This is a genomic window from Xanthomonas sp. NCPPB 3569, assembly GCF_041475645.2.
Lineage (GTDB): Bacteria > Pseudomonadota > Gammaproteobacteria > Xanthomonadales > Xanthomonadaceae > Xanthomonas > Xanthomonas phaseoli.
Window position 1 is genome coordinate 1,560,527 of sequence record NZ_CM192969.1, and the last position, 19,635, is coordinate 1,580,161.

The 19,635-nt window shown below is 65.5% G+C and carries 12 protein-coding genes; 1 reads left to right on the top strand and 11 read right to left on the bottom strand.

Annotation, left to right across the window (positions count from 1 at the left end):
- Nucleotides 1-63: 63 nt before the first annotated feature.
- The 11 genes from ACCQ03_RS06680 to ACCQ03_RS06730 form a co-directional block, all read right to left on the bottom strand.
- Nucleotides 64-2,853: a methyl-accepting chemotaxis protein gene (locus ACCQ03_RS06680; protein WP_209227394.1), complete on the bottom strand. Its 2,790-nt coding sequence runs from the start codon at nt 2,851-2,853 to the stop codon at nt 64-66.
- A 72-nt stretch (nt 2,854-2,925) separates the two neighbouring features.
- Nucleotides 2,926-5,103 (bottom strand): methyl-accepting chemotaxis protein, encoded by a 2,178-nt coding sequence (locus tag ACCQ03_RS06685; protein ID WP_209227395.1) that lies wholly within the window; start codon nt 5,101-5,103, stop codon nt 2,926-2,928.
- 540 nt (nt 5,104-5,643) lie between these two features.
- Nucleotides 5,644-6,177 (bottom strand): hypothetical protein, encoded by a 534-nt coding sequence (locus tag ACCQ03_RS06690; protein ID WP_057677812.1) that lies wholly within the window; start codon nt 6,175-6,177, stop codon nt 5,644-5,646.
- A gap of 316 nt (nt 6,178-6,493) precedes the next feature.
- Nucleotides 6,494-8,785, bottom strand: a complete 2,292-nt coding sequence (locus ACCQ03_RS06695; RefSeq protein ID WP_209227396.1) for a methyl-accepting chemotaxis protein — start codon at nt 8,783-8,785, stop codon at nt 6,494-6,496.
- Nucleotides 8,786-9,029: 244 nt separating this feature from the next.
- On the bottom strand, nt 9,030-11,039 hold the full coding sequence (locus ACCQ03_RS06700) for a chemotaxis protein CheA (RefSeq protein WP_150145940.1): 2,010 nt from the start codon (nt 11,037-11,039) through the stop codon (nt 9,030-9,032).
- A gap of 33 nt (nt 11,040-11,072) precedes the next feature.
- Complete coding sequence (locus tag ACCQ03_RS06705; RefSeq protein ID WP_002806565.1) at nt 11,073-11,438, bottom strand: response regulator; 366 nt, start codon at nt 11,436-11,438, stop codon at nt 11,073-11,075.
- Entirely contained in the window at nt 11,435-11,743 is a 309-nt protein-coding gene (locus ACCQ03_RS06710; protein ID WP_003489692.1) for an STAS domain-containing protein, read from the bottom strand. Before ACCQ03_RS06710 ends, ACCQ03_RS06705 begins: the two co-directional genes overlap by 4 nt.
- 102 nt (nt 11,744-11,845) lie before the next feature.
- Nucleotides 11,846-13,120 (bottom strand): chemotaxis protein CheW, encoded by a 1,275-nt coding sequence (locus ACCQ03_RS06715; protein WP_209227984.1) that lies wholly within the window; start codon nt 13,118-13,120, stop codon nt 11,846-11,848.
- Nucleotides 13,117-13,899, bottom strand: a complete 783-nt coding sequence (locus tag ACCQ03_RS06720; protein WP_017155249.1) for a ParA family protein — start codon at nt 13,897-13,899, stop codon at nt 13,117-13,119. The genes ACCQ03_RS06715 and ACCQ03_RS06720 overlap by 4 nt, the downstream gene beginning before the upstream one ends.
- Nucleotide 13,900: 1 nt before the next feature.
- Nucleotides 13,901-14,875, bottom strand: coding sequence for a flagellar motor protein MotD (motD, locus tag ACCQ03_RS06725; protein WP_209227400.1), 975 nt, complete (start codon nt 14,873-14,875; stop codon nt 13,901-13,903).
- 6 nt (nt 14,876-14,881) lie between these two features.
- Nucleotides 14,882-15,622 (bottom strand): flagellar motor protein, encoded by a 741-nt coding sequence (locus ACCQ03_RS06730; protein WP_209227402.1) that lies wholly within the window; start codon nt 15,620-15,622, stop codon nt 14,882-14,884.
- 806 nt (nt 15,623-16,428) lie between these two features.
- On the opposite strand from ACCQ03_RS06730, the gene ACCQ03_RS06735 reads away from it, so the two are divergent.
- Nucleotides 16,429-19,584 carry a TonB-dependent receptor gene (locus ACCQ03_RS06735; RefSeq protein ID WP_209227404.1) on the top strand — a complete coding sequence of 1,052 codons (3,156 nt, stop codon included), beginning with the start codon at nt 16,429-16,431 and terminating at the stop codon, nt 19,582-19,584.
- Nucleotides 19,585-19,635: the final 51 nt, after the last annotated feature.

A 19,635-nucleotide genomic window follows, 5' to 3' on the forward strand; every position in this document is an offset into this window, starting at 1 on the left:
AAGTGATGCTGCGTGCTTACGACGACGCTAGTGTTCGCTTGCAATCCACGTGGTACGGGGCGGTCAGAAATCCTGCCACTGGCTGTCGTGACCGGGAGTCCCGGAGGACTTGCCCACGGCATGACGCAGCGGTGTCGCCGCGCGCTTGCCGCGCTCAGGTGCCGGCTTGGTGGTGACTGCCGCGCGCACCGCTGGTCTGCCAGTGGACGCAGTCGGCACGGGTTTGACCGCATGGTGGAGCTTGAAGACCGCCACCGCCTCGGTCAGCTGGCCCGCCTGTTCTTCCATCGCACGCGCTGCGGCAGTGGCTTCTTCCACCAACGCGGCATTCTGCTGCGTGGCTTCATCCATCTGCGTCACGGTGAGATTGACCTGCTCGATGCCGGACGATTGCTCCTGCGAAGCGGCGGAGATTTCGCCCATGATGTCGGTGACGCGCTGCACGCTGGCGACGATCTCGCTCATCGTGGTGCCGGCCTGCTGCACCAGCGACGCGCCTTGTTCCACCTTGCTCACCGAATCGTCGATCAGGTGCTTGATCTCTTTGGCAGCACCAGCCGAACGCTGCGCCAGCGTGCGTACCTCGGAGGCGACCACGGCAAATCCGCGGCCTTGCTCGCCGGCACGCGCCGCTTCGACGGCGGCATTCAAGGCCAGGATGTTGGTCTGGAACGCGATCCCGTCGATGACGCTGATGATCTCTGCGATCTTCTTGGACGAGGTCTCGATGCCGGACATCGTGGTGACGACCTGCGCCACCACCGAGCCGCCGTGCGAGGCCACGTCGGCTGCGCCGATGGCCAGCTGGTTGGCCTGACGCGCATGCTCGGCATTCTGTTTGACGGTGGAGGTGAGTTCCTCCATCGAGGCCGCGGTTTCTTCCAGATTGGCGGCCTGTTGTTCGGTGCGTTGGGAAAGATCGTTGTTGCCGGCGGCAATTTCGCTTGCGGCTGCGCTGATGTGCGTGGCCGAAGTCTGAATGCCGGAGACAATGCCGGTGAGCTGCGCCACCGTGGCATTGGCATCGTCGCGCATGCGGGCGAACACGCCCTGGAAGTCGCCGTCCATGCGGGCGGTGAGGTCGCCTTCGGCCAGCGCACTGAGCAGACTGGAAATCCGCTCCAGGCTCAGCGAGGTGGTTTCCAGCAGGCCATTGAGCTGGCGGCCGAATTCCAGATAGAACCCATGCTTGTCTTCCAGCGCCAGGCGCTGGCCGAAATCGCCCATCAAGGCGGACTGCACCAGTTCGGCCACTTCCTGTTGGGTGCTCACTTCGGCGCTGATATTGCGCCACAGCAGCATGCTGCCGCTACGACGGCCATCAGGGGCATACAGCGGGGTCATGGTCAGATCCAGTGTCACCGGCCCGAAGCGGTAGCGCTCGGTGGTGGTGGACTGCAGCTGCCGCAGACGCTGTGTACGCGCAGTGCCTTCGCTGTCGTTGCCGAACACGTAGTCGATCGGCTTGCCGACCACCGCATCGGCACTGAAGCCGGTCTGGCCCTTGGCATGGAACGCGGGCTCGCCCTGCTTGAAGGAAGCGTGCAGCGCCTGGGTGATGAACACCGCGTTGTGCTGTTCGTCGGCCAGCAGCACTTCCATTTCCGAATGTTCCAGCGCGGTGCGGATGTGCAGGTTTTCGTTGGCCACCTGCGCATCGCGCTCGATGCGCTCGCGCAGGTCGCCCTGCATGCGTTGCATGGCGCCCATCAGGCGGCCCACTTCGTCCTGGCGCTGCACGGTGATCTGGTTGTCGAGCTTGCCCGAGGCGATCGCATCGGCCACGTGCGCGGCGGCCTCCAGCGGCCGCACCACTTGGCGACGCAGCAGCGCGAACAATGCCACGCTGAGCACCAGCGCCGAGCCAAGGCCGACCGCAAGGATGGTCCACAGCAGGTGATGCGCCTGCTGCATGATCGTGGCATACGGCACCACCACGCCCAGCGCGAAGCGCTCCTGCGCCTTGCCGATCTGTAGCGGAACGTAGGCGCTGACCGCACCGTTTGCATCGGGGCTGAAATCCAGCGCGTCCTTGCCGGCCTTGATCGCCTCCAGCATGCTGCGGTGGCGTGCGTCGGTGACCTGCTTGCCGATGCGCGCGGTGTCGTGCGATGCCAGCACCACGCCGGCGGGCGAGAGCAGTTCGACGTAACCGTCCTGCATCGGGCGCAAGGCGCCAAGGCGCTGCTGCAGGGCCGCCAATGCCACGTCCACGGTCACCGCGCCCAGATACTTGCCGTCCTGCAGAATCGGCGTGGACAAGGTGGTCATCAGCACGGTCTTGCCGCCGATCTTGTAATCGTAGGGTTCGGCCACGGTCTGCCGCAGCAGCGCACGCGGTTTCAGATTCCAGTCGCCCAGGCCGGGGGTTTCGTAATCGGTGAGCGGTTCGCGGACCAGGGTCTGGTCGCTGCGCCCCCAGTAGGTCATGAAGCGGCCGGTGGCGTCGTGGCCCTTGGCATTGGCGAATGCGCTGTCCTTGCCATCGAAGGCCTGCGGCTCCCACAAGGTGCCCATGCCGACCCATTCGGGGTGATCCAGCAATTGGTCGTGCACCACTGCCGCGGCACTGTCGCGGCTGATGCCGCCATTGGCGCGTTGCACCAGCAAGGTGGTGGCCAGCGATTGGCCGGTCGTCAACGCCTGGCCCAGGTCGCTACCGATCTGCTCGGCCTGGTAGCGCGCGGCGTTTTGCATCGTGGCCTGCGCAGAGGCGCTCAATGCGCGACTGCTTTGCCAATAGGTGATGGCCGCGGTCAGACCGAAGCACAGCGACGCAATGACCGCCGTACCGAACATCAGGCGGTACGCCAGGCGTCCGCTGAAACGTGAGTGGGTGGAAGGCGAGGTCATGGGCGTCGTTGCGAAAGGGAGAAGTGAAGGGAACGCGGAAAAGGCAACCCCGCCAGGGCGGGGCATGTGCGATCAGTAGGCGGCCAGCGCAACCCGCGCCGGCGCGCGTGCGCCTGCATGGCCAAACGGGTTGGAGGCGGCAGCAACGATCCGGAAGCTGGACACCGCTTCATCCAGCTGCTGCGCCTGCTGCTGCATGGCATTGGCCGCGGCGGTGGCTTCTTCCACCAGGGCCGCGTTCTGCTGGGTGCTCTCGTCCATCTGGGTGACGGTGAGGTTGACCTGTTCGATGCCGGCCGACTGTTCCTGCGAGGCGGCAGAAATTTCGCTCATGATGTCGGTGACGCGCTGCACCGAAGAGACGATCTCGGCCATGGTCTTGCCGGCCTGATCCACCAGCAGCGAGCCCTCGGACACCTTGCCCACCGAATCGTCGATGAGGTGCTTGATCTCCTTGGCCGCGCTGGCCGACCGCTGGGCCAGCGTGCGTACTTCCGAAGCGACCACCGCGAATCCGCGGCCTTGTTCGCCGGCACGTGCGGCTTCCACCGCGGCATTCAACGCCAGGATATTGGTCTGGAAGGCGATGCCATCGATGACGCTGATGATCTCGGCGATCTTCCTGGACGAGGTCTGGATACCGGACATGGTGTCCACCACCTGGCTCACCACCTGGCCGCCCTGCGAGGCCACGTTGGCGGCGCCGATCGCCAACTGGTTGGCCTGGCGCGCGCTCTCGGCATTCTGCTTGACGGTGGAGGTGAGCTCCTCCATCGAGGCGGCGGTTTCTTCCAGGTTGGCGGCCTGCTGTTCGGTGCGCTGCGACAGATCGTTGTTGCCAGCGGCGATTTCGCTGGCCGAGCCGGTGATGGAACTGGCCGCCTGCTGGATGCGCCCCACGATGCCGGCCAGCTGGGTGGCCGTGGCATTGGCGTCGTCGCGCATGCGCGCGAACACGCCATGGTACTGGCCATCCAGGCGCGCGGTGAGGTCGCCTTCGGCCAGGGATGCCAGCAGCTCGGACAGCTTGCCCAGGTTGCGGTCGCTGACCTCCATCATCGTGTTGAGGTCGTGGATCATGCGCGCCGAGTCGTGCTTGAAGCGCGTGGCATCGCCGCGTTGACTGAAGTCGCCGTTGGCCGCGGCCTGGGCCAGGCGTTTGATCTCGGTGTTGATCGCCAGCAGGCTGGCCTTGGCCGCATCCATCGCTTCGTGCAGCACCGCACGGGTGCCGGGCAGGCGCGCGGCATTGCGCGACAGGTCGCCTTGCGCATACTCGTTGAGGATGCCGATCGCATCGACGATGGCATCCAGGTGCTCGAAGATCATCGTGTTGATGCCGCTGGCCAGCTCGCCGTAGACGCCCGGGAAATCGGTCGGCATGCGGTGGGTGACATCGTCGCCGGCATGCATGTGCACCATCACCTTGGTCTGTGCGGAGAAGCGTTCCAGGGTGTGAACCATCTCGTCGGTGGCCTTGAGCATCTGGCCGATTTCATCGGTGCCGTGCTCGGCGGTGCGCACGCTCAGGTCGCCGCGCGCCACCCCCTTGATGGCCGCCAGGGCACGCGATACCGGCTCCAGGATGGAGTTGCCGATCATCCAGCCTACCAGCAGGTTGATCAGCACCAGGGCGCCACCGGCGAGCGCAACGATGCCGGTGAAAACCAGCGCCTGCGATTGGGTGTCGTCCAGGTACACGCCGGTGCCGATCACCCAGCCCCACGGCTTGTACAGCGCCGCGTACGAGGTTTTCTGCACCGGATCCTTCTGCCCTGGCTTGGCCCAGGTGTAGTCGACATAGCCGCCGCCGGCCTGCGCTGCGGTGACGAACGCTGGAAACACGCGCTTGCCGTCCGGGCTGAGCACATCGCTCAACGGCTTGCCGACCAGGTCCGGGCGGGTGGGGTGCATCAGCATCGTCGGCGCCTGGTCGGTGACGTAGATGTAATCCACACCGCCACGTGCGCGCATGGTCGACAGGGTGTGCAGCGCACTCTTCTTGGCGGTCTCCACGTCGATCTCGCCCTTTTCGGCGCGTTCGGCATAGCCATTGACCACCGCAATCGCCATCTCGATCTGGCTCTTGAGACCATCGCGGCGCGTATCGGTCAGGTCGACGTACTGCATGCGTGCGGCGATCACCGCCAACGCAATGATGCCCAGCGCAACCAGGGCGGTCTGGGCGAAAAACTTGCGCTTGAGCGGCACATTGGCCAGCGTTCTTGCAACCGTGGTCTTCAGCGTCATGGCAGATATCCAGCAAAGGAATGTGACCGGTGTAAGTCGAATAGCGACCTGACCGCGAAAATGTTGAGTTGACACGACACGGCGGACGCACGATTGGTGGCGACGTCGACGTGCGAATGGTCTGCCTTTGCTAGTGCGTTAACGCGCTGACACGGCGCGTTGCGTCCTCGGCGCAGTGGCAGCGTGCTGGGCATGACAGCGGACCAGGCAGTGCCTGGAAGACATGCGGTGACGTCATTGCCGACCGCGCGCGCAGTGGCGGCTGGCACTTTCGGCGCGCATTGAGCGGCTCATATCTGCCTGGCGAATCCGTCAGGCAGTGTGGCGGGAGCGCTTAGCGTCCTGGTGGAGTGGCTGCGCATGCAGCACCGAGCATCGGGCATGGTGTGAACGGCACCGGCGGGTGGGCCCGGCGTTTGTGCAGTCGCCTCGCTGATGACCTCAGCCGCAGAAGGCGTAATGGTTCAGCGCGACGTGGAGCGCGCTGATCGCGATGCTGCCCGGTCGCTGCGTGGCCACGTTCGGGCTGACTGCAGCGGCTCAGTTGCGCTGCGCAACGTTCACGCTGGCGACCGATTGTTGCAGGCTCTGCAGTTCGGTCCACAAGACCTGGCGGGTATCGCCGCTATGGCCCAGCGACAAGGCTTGTGCGTATTGCAGGTCGCCCTCGTGCAGGGCGCGATTGGCCTGGCGGTGCTGTGCCAGATACTTGCCTAGCTGCTGCTGCACCAGCGCGAATTTGCGTGCCTGCTCGCCCTGCGGCGCGGAGGCCTGGAAGTAGCCGGCATGCCGTGCGATCCGCTGGTGCAGATTGCCCAGACGCTCGTCGTAGGCTTCGATACGCGCCGCATCGTGTCTGGCAGCAAGCTGTGCACGCTGATCGTCGCGCAGCTGCGCCAGATCCACCGCCAGCGACTGCAATGCGGTAACAGGCACATTGTCCAGAAGCACCGACACCGGCGCTGCCGGGGCGGCGAAAGAGGGCGGTAACGAGACGCCGGCAGCCACCAGCGCGGCGGTGAACACACAGCCCAGCACGGTGCGGGCAGAGCGGTTGGAGTTGGCGGTGTGCATGCGGACGTCCTTCGATCTAGCGCGGGCGATGCGGCCCTCAGTGCTTGCTGTATCGGCCGCAAACGCCTGCGCTTGACCGATTTTCGACCAGCGGCACACTTGCATGGACGTCGCAGCGACTTCCTTCTCCTGCGGGAGAAGCTGGCGCGCAGCGCCGGATGAGGTGACCCAAGCCGCCGCACGCGCCCAACCGCAAGCTGTCGACAACGACACGCGAAAACGCCTGAGCAGAGTTTTCTCGCCGAAAAAGCCCCGACATCGCTGCCGGGGCTTGCTCATGTTGGTCGCCTTCGCCTGCTCCACGCAGAGGTTGCGGTCAGAACTCCTGCCAGCTCGAATCGCCATTGGCGGCTGCGGCAGTCACCGGGCGTGGCGTTGCTGTGGTTTTGGCTTTGGCCGCGACACCGGCCGGTGCGGGTGCGCGCTTGGTCGTGTTCGGTTTGGCAACGCCTGGCTTCGCGGTGGCCAGACGCGGTGGAGCGGGGCGTTTGGCTGCAGGCGCCACGGCAGCGACCTGCTGCACCTTGAAGATCGACACCGCATCGGACAGCTGACCGGCTTGCTCTTCCATCGCACGTGCCGCGGCCGTGGCTTCTTCCACCAATGCGGCGTTCTGCTGGGTGGCTTCGTCCATCTGGGTGACGGTGAGGTTGACCTGCTCGATCCCGGCCGACTGTTCCTGCGAGGCGGCAGAAATCTCACCCATGATGTCGGTGACGCGCTGCACGCTGGCGACGATGTCGGCCATGGTCTTGCCGGCCTGGTCCACCAGGACCGAGCCTTCGGCGACCTTGCTCACCGAGTCGTCGATCAGGTGCTTGATTTCCTTGGCCGCACCGGCCGAACGCTGTGCCAGCGTGCGCACTTCCGATGCAACGACGGCAAAACCACGGCCCTGTTCGCCGGCGCGTGCCGCTTCCACCGCGGCATTCAATGCCAGGATATTGGTCTGGAACGCAATGCCATCGATGACGCTGATGATGTCGGCGATCTTCTTCGACGACACCTCGATGCCGGACATGGTGGTCACCACCTGCGCCACCACGCTGCCGCCTTGCGAGGCCACCGTGGCCGCGCCGATGGCGAGTTGGTTGGCCTGGCGTGCATGCTCGGCATTCTGGCGGACGGTGGAGGTGAGCTCCTCCATCGACGCAGCGGTTTCTTCCAGATTCGCAGCCTGTTGTTCGGTGCGCTGCGACAGGTCGTTGTTACCGGCGGCAATCTCGCTGGCCGCGGTATTGATCGACAAGCTGGCGTGCTGGATGCGCCCGACGATATCGGCAAGTTGCGCGGTGGTGGTATTGGCATCGTCGCGCATCCGGGCGAACACGCCATTGAACTGGCCTTGCATGCGCTCGGTGAGATCGCCTGCGGCAATGGCCTGCAACAGCTTGGACAGCGCGCCGAGGTTGGCATCGGCGGTGGCCATCAGCTGGTTGAGGCTCTCCACCATCGCCTGGAAATCGTACTGGAAGCGCTGTGTGTCGCCGCGCACGCTGAAGTCGCCGTTGGCAGCAGCCTGCGCCAACAGCTTGATCTCGCTGTTCATCGCCGACAGGTTGGTCTTGACGGTATCCATGGTGGAACTGAGCACGGCCTTTTCGCCGGGCAGGCGGTCCATGTCCTGACTGAAGTCGCCGATCGCATAGTGCGACATGATCTGTGCGAGCTTCATCTTGACCGCGATATGCGAGCCGACCAGGCTATTGGTGTCGCGCACCATGGTGCCGTAGTCGCCTGGAAACGCATCGTGATCCATCCGGTAGCTGATCTGGCCGGCGTCGTGGCGCTGGGCCATTTCCGATTGCGCTGCGAGCACGGCCTGCAGTTGCCGCTGCATGCCTTCCATGCTGTGCAGCAGTTGCCCGGCTTCGTCGCGGCTGTCGACGTGGATGGCGTTGTCCAGTTTGCCCTGTGCGATGGCACTGGCCACCCGCGTGGCGCGAGCGAGCGGGCCTGCGATGCTGCGGGCGATGAACCAGCCGGCAAATGCAGCCAGCAGCACGAACAGCGCCATCGCCACGAGCATCACTTGCACCGAACGCTGGTAGGTTGCCTCGGCCTGCGCGATCTCGCTGTCCATGTGGGCGACGTTGAACTTGGTCAGTTCCACCAACTTTGCGAACAGGTCGCGCCGCGCCGGACGCGATTGCTCATCGGAAACGCGATTGGCAGTGACCAGATCGCCGGCACGCATCGCGGCGCTGAGTGCGGCGTTGGCCTTGTAGTAAGCGGCCAGTTTCAGTTTGACCTCGTCGTACAACTCGGTCTCCCTGCCTGCGGTGGTGGTCTTGGCGTAGGCGTCCTGCGCCGTCGCGACGTCGGCGCGCGCCTTGTCCATGCGTTCGAAATAATTCTGCACCGCCTTCGGATCGTCGGCATGCGCCAGCTGGGCAAGTTCATAGGTGCGGAATTCGCCGAGCAGTGCGCGCATTTCGCTCAGTTGCTGCACGGCCGGTGCCCACACGGTGCCGATCTCGCGCAACAGATGTGCGCTCGATTGCATCCGCACAAGCGCAAACCCACCCAGGCCCAAGGTGATCAATGCGGTAAAGGAAAACGCCACGGCCAACTTGCGGGCGACGGCAAGATTACGGAACCAGTTCATAGCGGTCTTCTCGTATTGCAGAGAACGACTGGCCTCGTGGGCGCCCGTCAGTGGTTGGGCGAGTGACGATGGCAGAGTCGAAAGATCCGGACAAAGGGCCAGAATCTCCCGCCGGTCGTGTCGGGCCGGACGGGTGTTGCTGATGCCGGCAGTCCCCATACGGCCGGCGATCGCCCCAGCACCCATCGTGCATCGATGGCGTGGTGGGGCATTGCGCCGCGGCATCCTGGCCGCGGCGAGTGCATTACGCGGCTTGCGGCACCTTGAGCGAGCGCACCAGGCCACCGATGTCCACGATCAGCGACACCCGCCCATCGCCGAGGATGGTGGCGCCGGAAACGCCCGGAATGCGCCGGTAATTGTTCTCGATGTTCTTGACCACCACCTGCTGCTGGCCGAGCAACTCATCCACTTCCAGCGCGATCTTCTGGCCGTCGCCTTCGACCACCACCACCAGCGATTCCTTGGAGGACTGCTGCCCGCCGAAGCCGTAGTAGTTGGTGAGCGAGAGGATGGGCAGATATTCGCCACGCACCCGCAGCACCCGACCGTCGCCGGCCATCGCGCGGACGTCTTCCGGTGCCGGCTGCAGGGCTTCGAGCACGTAGGACAGCGGCAGGATCAGGGTTTCGCCGGCGACAGAGACGGTCATGCCGTCCAGAATGGCCAGGGTCAGCGGCAGACGGATCAACACGCGGGTACCGCTGCCGGCGTTGCTTTCCAGCTGCACTTCGCCACCCAGGCCCTGGATGTTGCGGCGGACCACGTCCATGCCCACGCCACGACCGGACAGGTCGGTCACCGCATCGGCGGTGGAGAAGCCCGGTGCGAAGATCAAGTCCCACACTTGCGCATCGGTCGGGTTGTCCGGCACGGCGATGCCGCGCTCGGCCGCTTTTTCCAGGATCTTGGCGCGATTGAGGCCACGGCCGTCGTCGCTGACTTCGATGACGATGTGGCCGCCCTGGTGCGAGGCCGCCAGGGTAATCGTGCCGGTTTCGTCCTTGCCGGAGGCGCGGCGCGCATCGGGCATTTCCAGGCCGTGGTCGATCGAGTTGCGCACCAGGTGCACCAACGGATCGGCGATCTTTTCGATCAGCCCCTTGTCCAGCTCGGTGCTTTCGCCAATGGTGCGCAGGCGCACCTGCTTGCCGAGGCGGCTGGAGAGGTCGCGCACCAGGCGCGGGAAGCGCCGGAACACGGCATCGACGGGCAGCATGCGCACGCCGATGACCGCTTCCTGCAGATCGCGGGTATTGCGCTCGAGCAGATCCAGTCCGGCGAACAGCTGTTCGGCATGCGCCGGGTCCAGGCCGGTGGAGACCTGCTTGAGCATGGCCTGGGTAATCACCAGCTCGCCGACCAGGTTGATCAAGGCATCGACCTTGTCGACGCTGACGCGGATCGAGCTTTCAGCTTCGGCAGCGGCGGCCTTGGCCGGTGTCGCCGCGGCGGCGGCAGGTTCGGCAACGGCACTCGGTGCGGCAGCGACCGCTGCAACCGGTGCGGCAGCCGGAGCGTCCACGGCCAGGCTCGGCGGCGGGCCGGGCACGGCCATCGGGCGGATGTCCAGCTCGCAGTCGTCCACCACCCAGGCAAAGGTGTCTTCGATCTTGCTGCGCGGAATCTTGCCGATCAGGCCCAGGTCCCACGCCAGATAGGCTTCCAGCGGGTCGATGTTTTCAAAGCCCGGCATGCGCTCCAGACGCGCGGCGATCTGCAGCGGGCCCAGGTGTTCGAGCTCGCGGATGATGCGCAACGGGTCGTTGCCGCTCATGAACAGCGACGGCGCTGGGGTGAAACCGATGTGCCAGGCTTCGGGTTCTTCTTCCTTCGGCTTGGCGACCGCCGCGGCCGCCGGTGCTTCGCCAGCGAGCACGGCATTCAAGCGGGTGTGCACGGCCTTGACCGCAGCCGGGTCGGCCGGGGTGCCGTGTTCGGCTTCGCGCAACAGGGCGCGCAGCACGTCGACCGAGCCCAGCATGGCATCGACCGCATTGGGCTCGAGCTGGCGCTTGTTGGAGCGCAGCTCGTCCAGCAGCGTCTCCAGCACGTGGGTCAGCCCGGCGACGGCGTCGAAACCGAAGGTGGCGGCGCCGCCCTTGATCGAGTGCGCGGCGCGGAACACCGAGTTGATGATTTCCGGGTCGCGGTTGCCTTCTTCAAGCGACAGCAGCCCGGCCTCCATCGCGTCGAGCCCTTCACGGCTTTCCTCGAAAAAGGTGGCGTGGAAACGTTGCAGGTCCATGCTCATGGGCGTGAAATCCGAAGCTGAAGCGAGGAGGGTTTAACCGAGAACTTTCTGCACGGTGGCGATCAGCTGTTCGGGGTTGAACGGCTTGACCAGCCAGCCGGTCGCGCCGGCCGCCTTGCCTTCGGACTTCTTGTCGGCCGCCGACTCGGTGGTGAGCATGAGCATCGGGGTGAACTTGTAGTCCGGCAGCTGGCGCAGCTCGCGGATCAGCGAGATGCCGTCCATGTTGGGCATGTTCACGTCGGTGACCACCGCATTGAAGCGCTGGCCCTTCGCGCGGCCCAGCGCAACGGCGCCGTCTTCGGCTTCTTCGACGGCAAAGCCGGCAGAGGTGAGGGCGAAAGAGACCATCTGGCGCATCGACGCCGAATCGTCCACCACCAAGATACGTGCGCTCATGCGGCGTTCTCCACAGATTTCAGGTTGTCATTGGATGCGGGGAGTCCGAGCGCGTCGGTGACGCCGAGCAGACGCGCTGCATCCCTAAAAGTGTCGTTGCAGCCATCGAATTCGGTGTGCAGGCCGGCCTGGCGGCGGCTTTGCACAAAGGCGCAGAGCAACTGCACGCTGGCGGTGTGGATGCGCCGGACTTCACCGGCATCAAGCACCAGGTCGCCGTCCTGGGTGAGGAATCCGGCAAGCTTTTGCTTGAGGTCGGCGCTGGTCTCGATGCCGAGATCCTCACCCAATGTCACTGTGCTCATTGTTGCTCCGAACGGATGGTTCTATGCGTACTAACGGCGGGGGGCGGAAAAGCTTTAACGGTGAATCGTCGTGCGTGCAGGTGCGAGCAAGCTAGGCGCGCATCAATGCAGCAGATGGGTGGCATCGAGCAGGATCATCGGCTGATGGCCCAGACGTGCCACACCGCGGAACAAGTTGTTGTAGATGCGGCACAGGCGCGCGTTGTCCGGCGGCTCGATCTGCTGATCGGTGAGGCTGGTGACGTCTTCCACGGCCGACACGCGCAGGCCCATGGTTTCGCCGTTTTCTTCCAGCACCACCACGCGGGTCTGCAGGTCCATGTCCACCGGCGATGAGCCCAGGTGGATGCCCAGATCGATCACCGGGACCACCTGGCCGCGCAGGTTCATGATGCCCAGCATGGCGCTGGGCGTGCCGCGCAGCGGCAGCAGCGGCACCGGCAACACCACTTCCTGCACCTTGAGCAATTCCAGCGCATAGGTCTGTTCGCCGCAGCGCAGACGCAGCCAGCGGGTGCTGCGTTCGCTGGCGCGGCGTTCGGCGTGAATCTTGTCGGCCTGGCCGGGCGCCAGCAGTGCCTGCAGCCCGGTCGGTGCCGGCGCGCGTGCCGGCGCCGGTGCTGCACGGGGGGCCGGGGCGGGCGCCGGGGCCGGGGCGGGTGCAGGCACCGCGACCGGTGCGGCCTCCAGCCCGAAGGCGGGGTCGGCATCCATTTCTGCCAGCAGATCGGCGGTGATCAGGTCCACTGCAGTGGGCGCGGTTCCGAACGCCGGATCGGCATCCATTTCGGCCAGGAAGTCGGCAGCGATGTCGGCGGCGCTGGGCGCGGCCTTGACCGGCGGGGCGAACGCCGGGTCGGCATCCATTTCGGCCAGGAAGTCGGCAGCGATGTCGGCGGCGCTGGGCGCGGCCTCGACCGGCGGAGCGAAGGCCGGGTCGGCATCCATTTCGGCCAGGAAGTCGGCGGCGATGTCGGCGGCGCTGGGCGCGGCCTTGACCGGCGGAGCGAAGGCCGGGTCGGCATCCATTTCGGCCAGGAAGTCGGCGGCGATGTCGGCGGCGCTGGGCGCGGCCTTGACCGGCGGTGCGAACGCCGGATCGGCATCCATTTCGGCCAGGAAATCGGCGGCGATCGCATCGGCGCTGCGCACCGCGGCAATCGCATTGGAAGTGGCGGCCTCGGAGACGGTGGCGGCTTCGGGAGCTGCAGCAGTCTCGACCGGCGGCTCGGCCAGCGCGAGATCGGCATGCGCAAGTGCCGGCGTTTCGACCGTGGCTGCGGCGGCCGCAGGCGGGGCGACGATCTCCACGCCCGCATCGTGCAGCAGGCCTTCCAGATAATCGTCCAATTCACCGTTGGCGGTGGGGTTGCTCATGCGGCTTGCTCCATACGCATCGCGTCATCGGCCAGCACCCAATCCAGCGCGCGGCGATAGGCGGACAGGCCGCGGCCCTGATAGTCGCCGCCGGTGGCGGGAACGGTGAGTGCGGCGGCATTGCAAATACGGGTGTCCATCGGAACGGCGTCTTCCCACACCACCGGGCCGTAGGTGGTCTGCATTTCCTTGAGCGTTTCGTTGCCGGCGCGGGTGCGGCGGTCGAACAGCGTGGGCAGGATCGACACCGGCAGCTCGCGGCGGCGCGAACGCTGCACCATGTCGGCCGTGCGTACCATGCTGGCCAGACCATGCAGGGCAAGCGGCTCGGCCTGGGTCGGCACCACCACGCGGTCGCAGGCGGCCAGGGCGTTGATCATCAGCAGGCCCAGGGTGGGTGGGCAGTCCAGCAGGATGTAGTCGTGCTGGCCGGCATGCCGGGTCATGGCGTTCTGCAACGCCAGGCCCAGGCCGGGCTGGTTGGCGCTGCGGCGTTCCAGCGTGGCCAATGCGGCCTGCGCGCACACGTACGACAGGCCTGGAATGCTGCTCTCATGCGCCAGGCTGGCCAGATCGCTCGGCGGGGTGCCGAACAGGTCCAGCACCCCGCGCGGCGGCGGGTCGACCGCCACGCCGAACGCGCGGGTGAGCGAGGAGTGCGGATCGAGGTCGATCAACAAGACGCGGTGGCCGAGCGCGGCCAGGCCGCGACCCAATGCCAGCGTCGTGGTGGTCTTGCCGACGCCGCCCTTTTGGTTGGCGATTGCCCAGATACGCATGTCACTGCACTCCTTGAATTACGGCGGGGACGGAACTTGTGCCGCTTTCGGTGGTGACGGCCGTTTGGCCGCCGTCAGACTTGGGAAGCTTGGGCGCCCCGGCGGCGGTCGCATTTAATTGCGATGGCGGATCGGGTGCGAGTGAGCCAGCCGAGTCAGCGAGGATGATCAACACCACACGCCGGTTCGCATTCCGTCCCGCCTCAGTGCTGTTATCGGCACGTGCGCGGAATTCTCCATAGCCCACCATCGCCAATCGTTGCGGGGCGATGCCGTCGTCGGCGAACAGGTGCACCACGCTGGCCGCACGCGCCGCCGACAGTTCCCAGTTGGAGGGAAATTGGGCGGTCGCGATCGGCTGGTTGTCGGTATAGCCCTCCACGCGCACGCCATTGGGCGCATCGCGCAGCACCGAGGCCAGCGTGGACAGCGTCCCGCGCGCGCCGCCGGCCAGGGTGGCCGAGCCGGTGCCGAACAGGATGTCGCTGTTGATCTCCACCTCGATCCACAGATCGTTGCGGCGGATGGTGATGAGTTGCTTGTCGATCAGCGGGGCCAACGTTTTGCTCAGCTGTTGCTCCACTGCATCCATTTGCCGCTGTGCGCGCGCCAGTTGCGCCTGGTTGCGCAGCGACACCGGCATGCGCATCTGCGCGGCCATCGACGGCAGCAGGGTAGGGTCGGTCGGGCGGTTGGAGGCAGCCATCGGCGCCCCGGCCTTGATCACGGATGGGCGGTCGTAATCGGCGCCCAGGGTCTGGGTCTTGCCCAGCTGCACCGGGCTGGCCTTGTTCGACGAGCCGCCGAAGGCGCTGGTCAGCGCCTGCGCCATGACCTTGTATTTGCCCTCGTTGAGCGAGGAGATGGCGTACATCACCACGAAGAACGCCAGCAGCAGCGTCATCAGATCGGCATACGGAATCGCCCACGCTTCGTGGTTGCCATGTTCTTCGTGGTGTTTGCGACGACGGGCCATAACGCGCTAATGCAAGTAGCCTGCCAATTTCGATTCGATGTTGCGCGGGTTCTCGCCCTGGGCGATGGCGATCAGGCCTTCGATCGCCATTTCGCGCTCGTTGGTGCTGCAATGGATCACGCTCTTGAGCTTGGCGGCGACCGGCAGGAACAGCAGGTTGGCCGAGGCGATGCCGTAGATCGTCGCGGTGAAGGCCGCCGCGATGCCGTGCCCGAGCATGGCCGGGTCGGCCAGGTTCTTCATCACCGCCATCAGGCCCAGCACCGCGCCGATGATGCCCAGCGTGGGGGCATAGATGCCCATGCCCTCGAACACCTTGGCCGCGGCAAGATCCTGACGCTCCTGGTTGTCCACCTCGATCTCGAGCATGTTGCGCATGGCTTCCGGCTCCACGCCATCGACCAGCATCTGCAGGCCCTTGCGCAGGAAGGCATCGTCCTGACGCGGCAATTGGTCTTCCAGGCCCAGCAGGCCCTGGCGACGGGCGATATTGCTCCACTCGACGATACGCGACACCAGTTGCGGGCGGTCGCTGGCCGGCGGCTGGATCACCCAGCGCAGGATCTTGAACGCGCGCCGGAAAACCGCCGGCGAGGTGTGCAGCAGGATTGCGGCCACCGTGCCGACAATGACGATCACGAAGGCAGCCGGCGACCATAGCGACGAAATGCCGGCACCTTTCAACACGCTGCCGCCCACGATCGCCACGATCGCCAGCACCAGTCCGATTACGCTGAGTCTGTCCATGCATGCGGTATCGGCCCAGGCCCGGCGGACTTGATAGATGCGCCCGGTTGGCGCGCCAGAAAGTTGTCGTTTTGGAGGAGGGGTCTTCAATTGCCGGCTCGGTTGCGGGCGGTACGCGCGGCCGCGGATCGGTTCTGGGTCGGAAAAGTCTCGATGAACTCAGCGATACCTAGCGTTGGCCCTGCTTTTTAGGAGGGCAGAGCAAACGCACGGCCTGCGCGGTGTTGAGCCCCTCTCCTGCGGGAGAGGGGTTGGGGTGAGGGTACGTCCAGGCGCAGCGCTCGGTCCCCGGCTTCGCTGACGAGCGCGAGCGCGGCCGGGAACCGTCTCTTCGACTCTGCGACATTCTTGATAACTCGCCATCACCGCACATCCCTGTAATGGCGATAGCCGGCAAGCGACGTGCAGTGGCCATGTACAAGAGGTACCGACACGCAGGTTGACCCTGCTTCTCGCTGAGCTCGGTTGTGAATGATCAAGCGCGCGCAGGCGCCGCGATAAGCCGCTTGCGCCTGGCTGCGGGCGAGGACGTTTTGCGCGTCGCGACCAAGCTGCTGCTGCCGCAGACAGGCTGTACCGTGCCGCGCGCAAGCGTGGCGAGCCCGACCGCAATCGAGCGCTTGCAACGCCGCGGGCCTGCTGCGCGGCAGAATGCGCTGGCGCAGGCGCTGTGCTACTTAGGTTCCCCCTGCATTAGAACGATCTAATTGCATCCGCGCGCAAGGGGAGAGAAGACCGAGGGAAACCGGGCGCCGCAACGGTGCCGGACATTTTGCGTTACTTCGCGCGGCGTTCTTGTCCGATCGTTGGATCGATACAAAGCCGCCGAGGCCGATCACTATTGGGAGAGCACGATCGAAATGAACTGCACGCCATTCGCACGCAACCGCAGCACGCTGTCGGCCGGCATCGCCATCGCCTTGTTGGCAAGCGCCGCCTCCACCCACGTCTCCGCCCAGCAGGCCGACGGCACGCCGGCGCCCACGGGCCAGGCCGCGTTGCAGGCCACGGACCTGGACGCGGTGACGGTGACCGGCTACCGCTACGCGATTGAGAAGAGCCTGGAGCAGAAGCGCAACGCCAACGCCGTGGTCGATGTGATCACCGCCGAGGACGTGGGCAAGTTCCCCGACAAGAACGTGGCCGACGCGCTGCAGCGCGTGCCCGGCGTGGTCATCAGCCGCGACGGTGGCGAAGGCAAGAACGTCAGCGTGCGCGGCCTGTCCTCGGAGCTGGTGCTGACCGAATTGAACGGCAACTACATCGCCACCGCCGAGTCCAACGGCGACCCGACGCGCTCGTTCAACTACACGCTGCTGCCGTCGAACCTGCTCGGCAGCGCGGAGTTGTACAAGACCCCGGAAGCGCGCATCGACGAAGGCGGCATCGGCGGCACGGTGATCCTGCAGACGCGGCGCCCGCTGGAACTGGAGCCAAACTCCGGCTTCGTCTCCGCCGAGGGCACCTGGTCCGATACCAGCAAGAAGACCGACGGCCAGTTCTCCGGTTCGTACTCGTGGCACGACAAGGACAACCGCTTTGGTGTCTTCGTTGGCTACACGCAGCAGAAGCGCACTGCACGGACACTCGATGCCAGTACCGAGAGCTGGCAGTGGTACGGACGCGACGAAGGCGGCCCGGCGGTCGACGTGAACGGTAATCCGTCGGACTTCAATGCCAACTGGTGGGGCGGTACCGGTTTCTGGAACCAGGACGGCGACTACGCCACCGGTTTCATGATGCCGACGGCAGTGAGCCTGGGCGCCAAACGCGAGGAGCGCGAGCGCAAGGGCGGGCAACTGACCTTGCAGTTCAAGCCCACCGACGACCTGACCCTGACCGCGAACTACTTCCGCTTCGACCTGTCGCAGGACTCGCAGACCAATACCATCAAGATTCCCGAGTGGAACATCGCGCGCTACTTCGGCGACGGCAACTGGCGCGGCGGGCGCCTGCTCGACCGGCTGCAGTTCGATCCCAGCGGCACGATTGTCACTGGCGCCGCCTACAGCCTGCGTCCGGGCAAGACCTACTACTGCAGCGAGGCCGAAGCCGCCGCGGCCGGCCTGCCGCCTGGCGGCTGGGGCTCGGACGACTGCACCGTGCCGACGCCGCAGATCACCGGCAGCTACAACATCGAAAAATCGCAGTCGCAGACGGTGGACCTGGGCGGCGAATGGCGTGGCGAGCAGGTGGACGTGGCGTTCAAGGCTGGCCGCACCTGGGCCAAGGGCGGGCCGGAGCTGCAGTTTTCCCTGCCGATCAAGCCGCGCTTGCAGAACGCCGATGGCAGCTGGACCAACGGCAACTTCGCCAGCGCCTGGGACCTGACCGGCACACCGTCCATGACCTTCTCGCCGGAGCTGATGCAGAACCTGCGCGACGGCATCCTGCAGGTCGACCTGGGCTCGACCGGCTCGTCCTGGACCCGCAACACCAATCAGCAGCAGTACGCGCAGATCGATACCACCTGGCATATGGATGGCAATTTCTTCGACTCACTGCAGTTCGGCATCAAACGTCGCGACGGCGGCATCCACCGCAGTACCGGCAACAACTACTGGGTGTGCCCGGGCACCGACCCGGGCGACTACGACAACCGTTATTGGAATGGGCGCTGCAATGCCATTGCCACGCAGTTCTCGCCGGGCCTGCTGTTCGCGCAGGACAACCTGGCCGGTGGAATCAACGCCAGCGCGTTCCCGGCGATCAACTTCCCGGGCTACATCGACTACTTGAACCAAACCTACGGCGCGATGCAGACCCGTAGCGAAGACAACTTCGTCTACAACGTCGACGAAGAGATCTATTCCAGCTACCTGCAGCTCAACTTCCACACCGAACGGCTGCGCGGCAACGTCGGCGTGCGGGTGGCGCGCACCGGCCAGCGTGCCGAGTCCACCGACAAGGTGACCGCCTACAACGACTACTTCTTCGACGGCGCCGACGGCAATCCGCTGGCCTGCCAGCAGGGCGCTGCCAGCCCCGGCGGCGCCCCGGCCGACACCTATTGCGGCACCGAAGGCTACTGGCGGTTGGCCGACAGCGTGCAACGCACCGAGTCGTTCGTGGTGAGCGGGCTGGACCGCAACTACACCGACGTGCTGCCGAGTTTCAACCTGGCCTACGACCTGACCGAAAACCTGTTGCTGCGCGCGGCAGCTTCCAAAGTGATCGCACGCCCCAGCTACAACGACATCGCCGCGCCCGGCAGCCTGGAGTTTTACAGTCCCGAGTACGTGGCCGACCGGCGCCTGACCGGCGGTGCCAGCGAGCAGGGCTGGTACGGCTCGGGCAGCAACAAGAACCTGGAGCCGTACAAGGCCACCCAGTTCGACCTGGGGCTGGAATGGTATTTCCACCCGGGTTCGGTGGCGGGTGTGGGGCTGTTCCGCAAGAACGTGGAGAACTTCGCGGTCGACGTGATCAGCGACGTCAACATGATGGTCGACGGGCAACCGGTCACCGTGCAGAACTACAGCACCCAGGCCGGCGGCCAGGACGCGGTCTCGCAGGGTGTAGAGCTCTACGCACAGCACACGCTGCCGTTCGGCCTTGGTGTGCAGTTCAACTACACCTACAACGATGCCAGCAAGGCCGCGGTGCGACTGGAAGACGGGACCGAGGCCGGCAAGACCTCCATGCCGGGCAGCGCCAAAAACCAGACCAACCTCACCGTGTTCTACGAGACCGACAGCCTGCTGCTGCGCGCCTCGTACAACCGCCGCGGTGAGCTGGTGCAAGGCCTGGTCAACGGGTTGAACATCTTTGAGGAGCCGTACTACCAGATCGATGTCAACGCGGCCTACAACATCACCCCGGCGCTCAGCCTCACTGCCTCGGTGCTGAACCTGACCAAGCAGGAATCCCGCTCGCACCTGGGCGACGACACCCGCGCCCGCTTCTACACCGGCGGCTACGCAGGCCGGCTGGCATACCTGGGGCTGACCTATAAGTTCTAGGCGCTAGCGTGTCGCGCCCATGCCTGCCGCGTGGTGGTATGGGCGTGATGG

Excerpts from the sequence above, each read along its gene's own strand:
- ACCQ03_RS06680 (WP_209227394.1), bottom strand. The coding sequence starts at position 2,853 with ATGACCTCGCCTTCCACCCACTCACGTTTCAGCGGACGCCTGGCGTAC.
- ACCQ03_RS06685 (WP_209227395.1), bottom strand. The coding sequence starts at position 5,103 with ATGACGCTGAAGACCACGGTTGCAAGAACGCTGGCCAATGTGCCGCTC.
- ACCQ03_RS06690 (WP_057677812.1), bottom strand. The coding sequence starts at position 6,177 with ATGCACACCGCCAACTCCAACCGCTCTGCCCGCACCGTGCTGGGCTGT.
- ACCQ03_RS06695 (WP_209227396.1), bottom strand. The coding sequence starts at position 8,785 with ATGAACTGGTTCCGTAATCTTGCCGTCGCCCGCAAGTTGGCCGTGGCG.
- ACCQ03_RS06700 (WP_150145940.1), bottom strand. The coding sequence starts at position 11,039 with ATGAGCATGGACCTGCAACGTTTCCACGCCACCTTTTTCGAGGAAAGC.
- ACCQ03_RS06705 (WP_002806565.1), bottom strand. The coding sequence starts at position 11,438 with ATGAGCGCACGTATCTTGGTGGTGGACGATTCGGCGTCGATGCGCCAG.
- ACCQ03_RS06710 (WP_003489692.1), bottom strand. The coding sequence starts at position 11,743 with ATGAGCACAGTGACATTGGGTGAGGATCTCGGCATCGAGACCAGCGCC.
- ACCQ03_RS06715 (WP_209227984.1), bottom strand. The coding sequence starts at position 13,120 with ATGAGCAACCCCACCGCCAACGGTGAATTGGACGATTATCTGGAAGGC.
- ACCQ03_RS06720 (WP_017155249.1), bottom strand. The coding sequence starts at position 13,899 with ATGCGTATCTGGGCAATCGCCAACCAAAAGGGCGGCGTCGGCAAGACC.
- motD (WP_209227400.1), bottom strand. The coding sequence starts at position 14,875 with ATGGCCCGTCGTCGCAAACACCACGAAGAACATGGCAACCACGAAGCG.
- ACCQ03_RS06730 (WP_209227402.1), bottom strand. The coding sequence starts at position 15,622 with ATGGACAGACTCAGCGTAATCGGACTGGTGCTGGCGATCGTGGCGATC.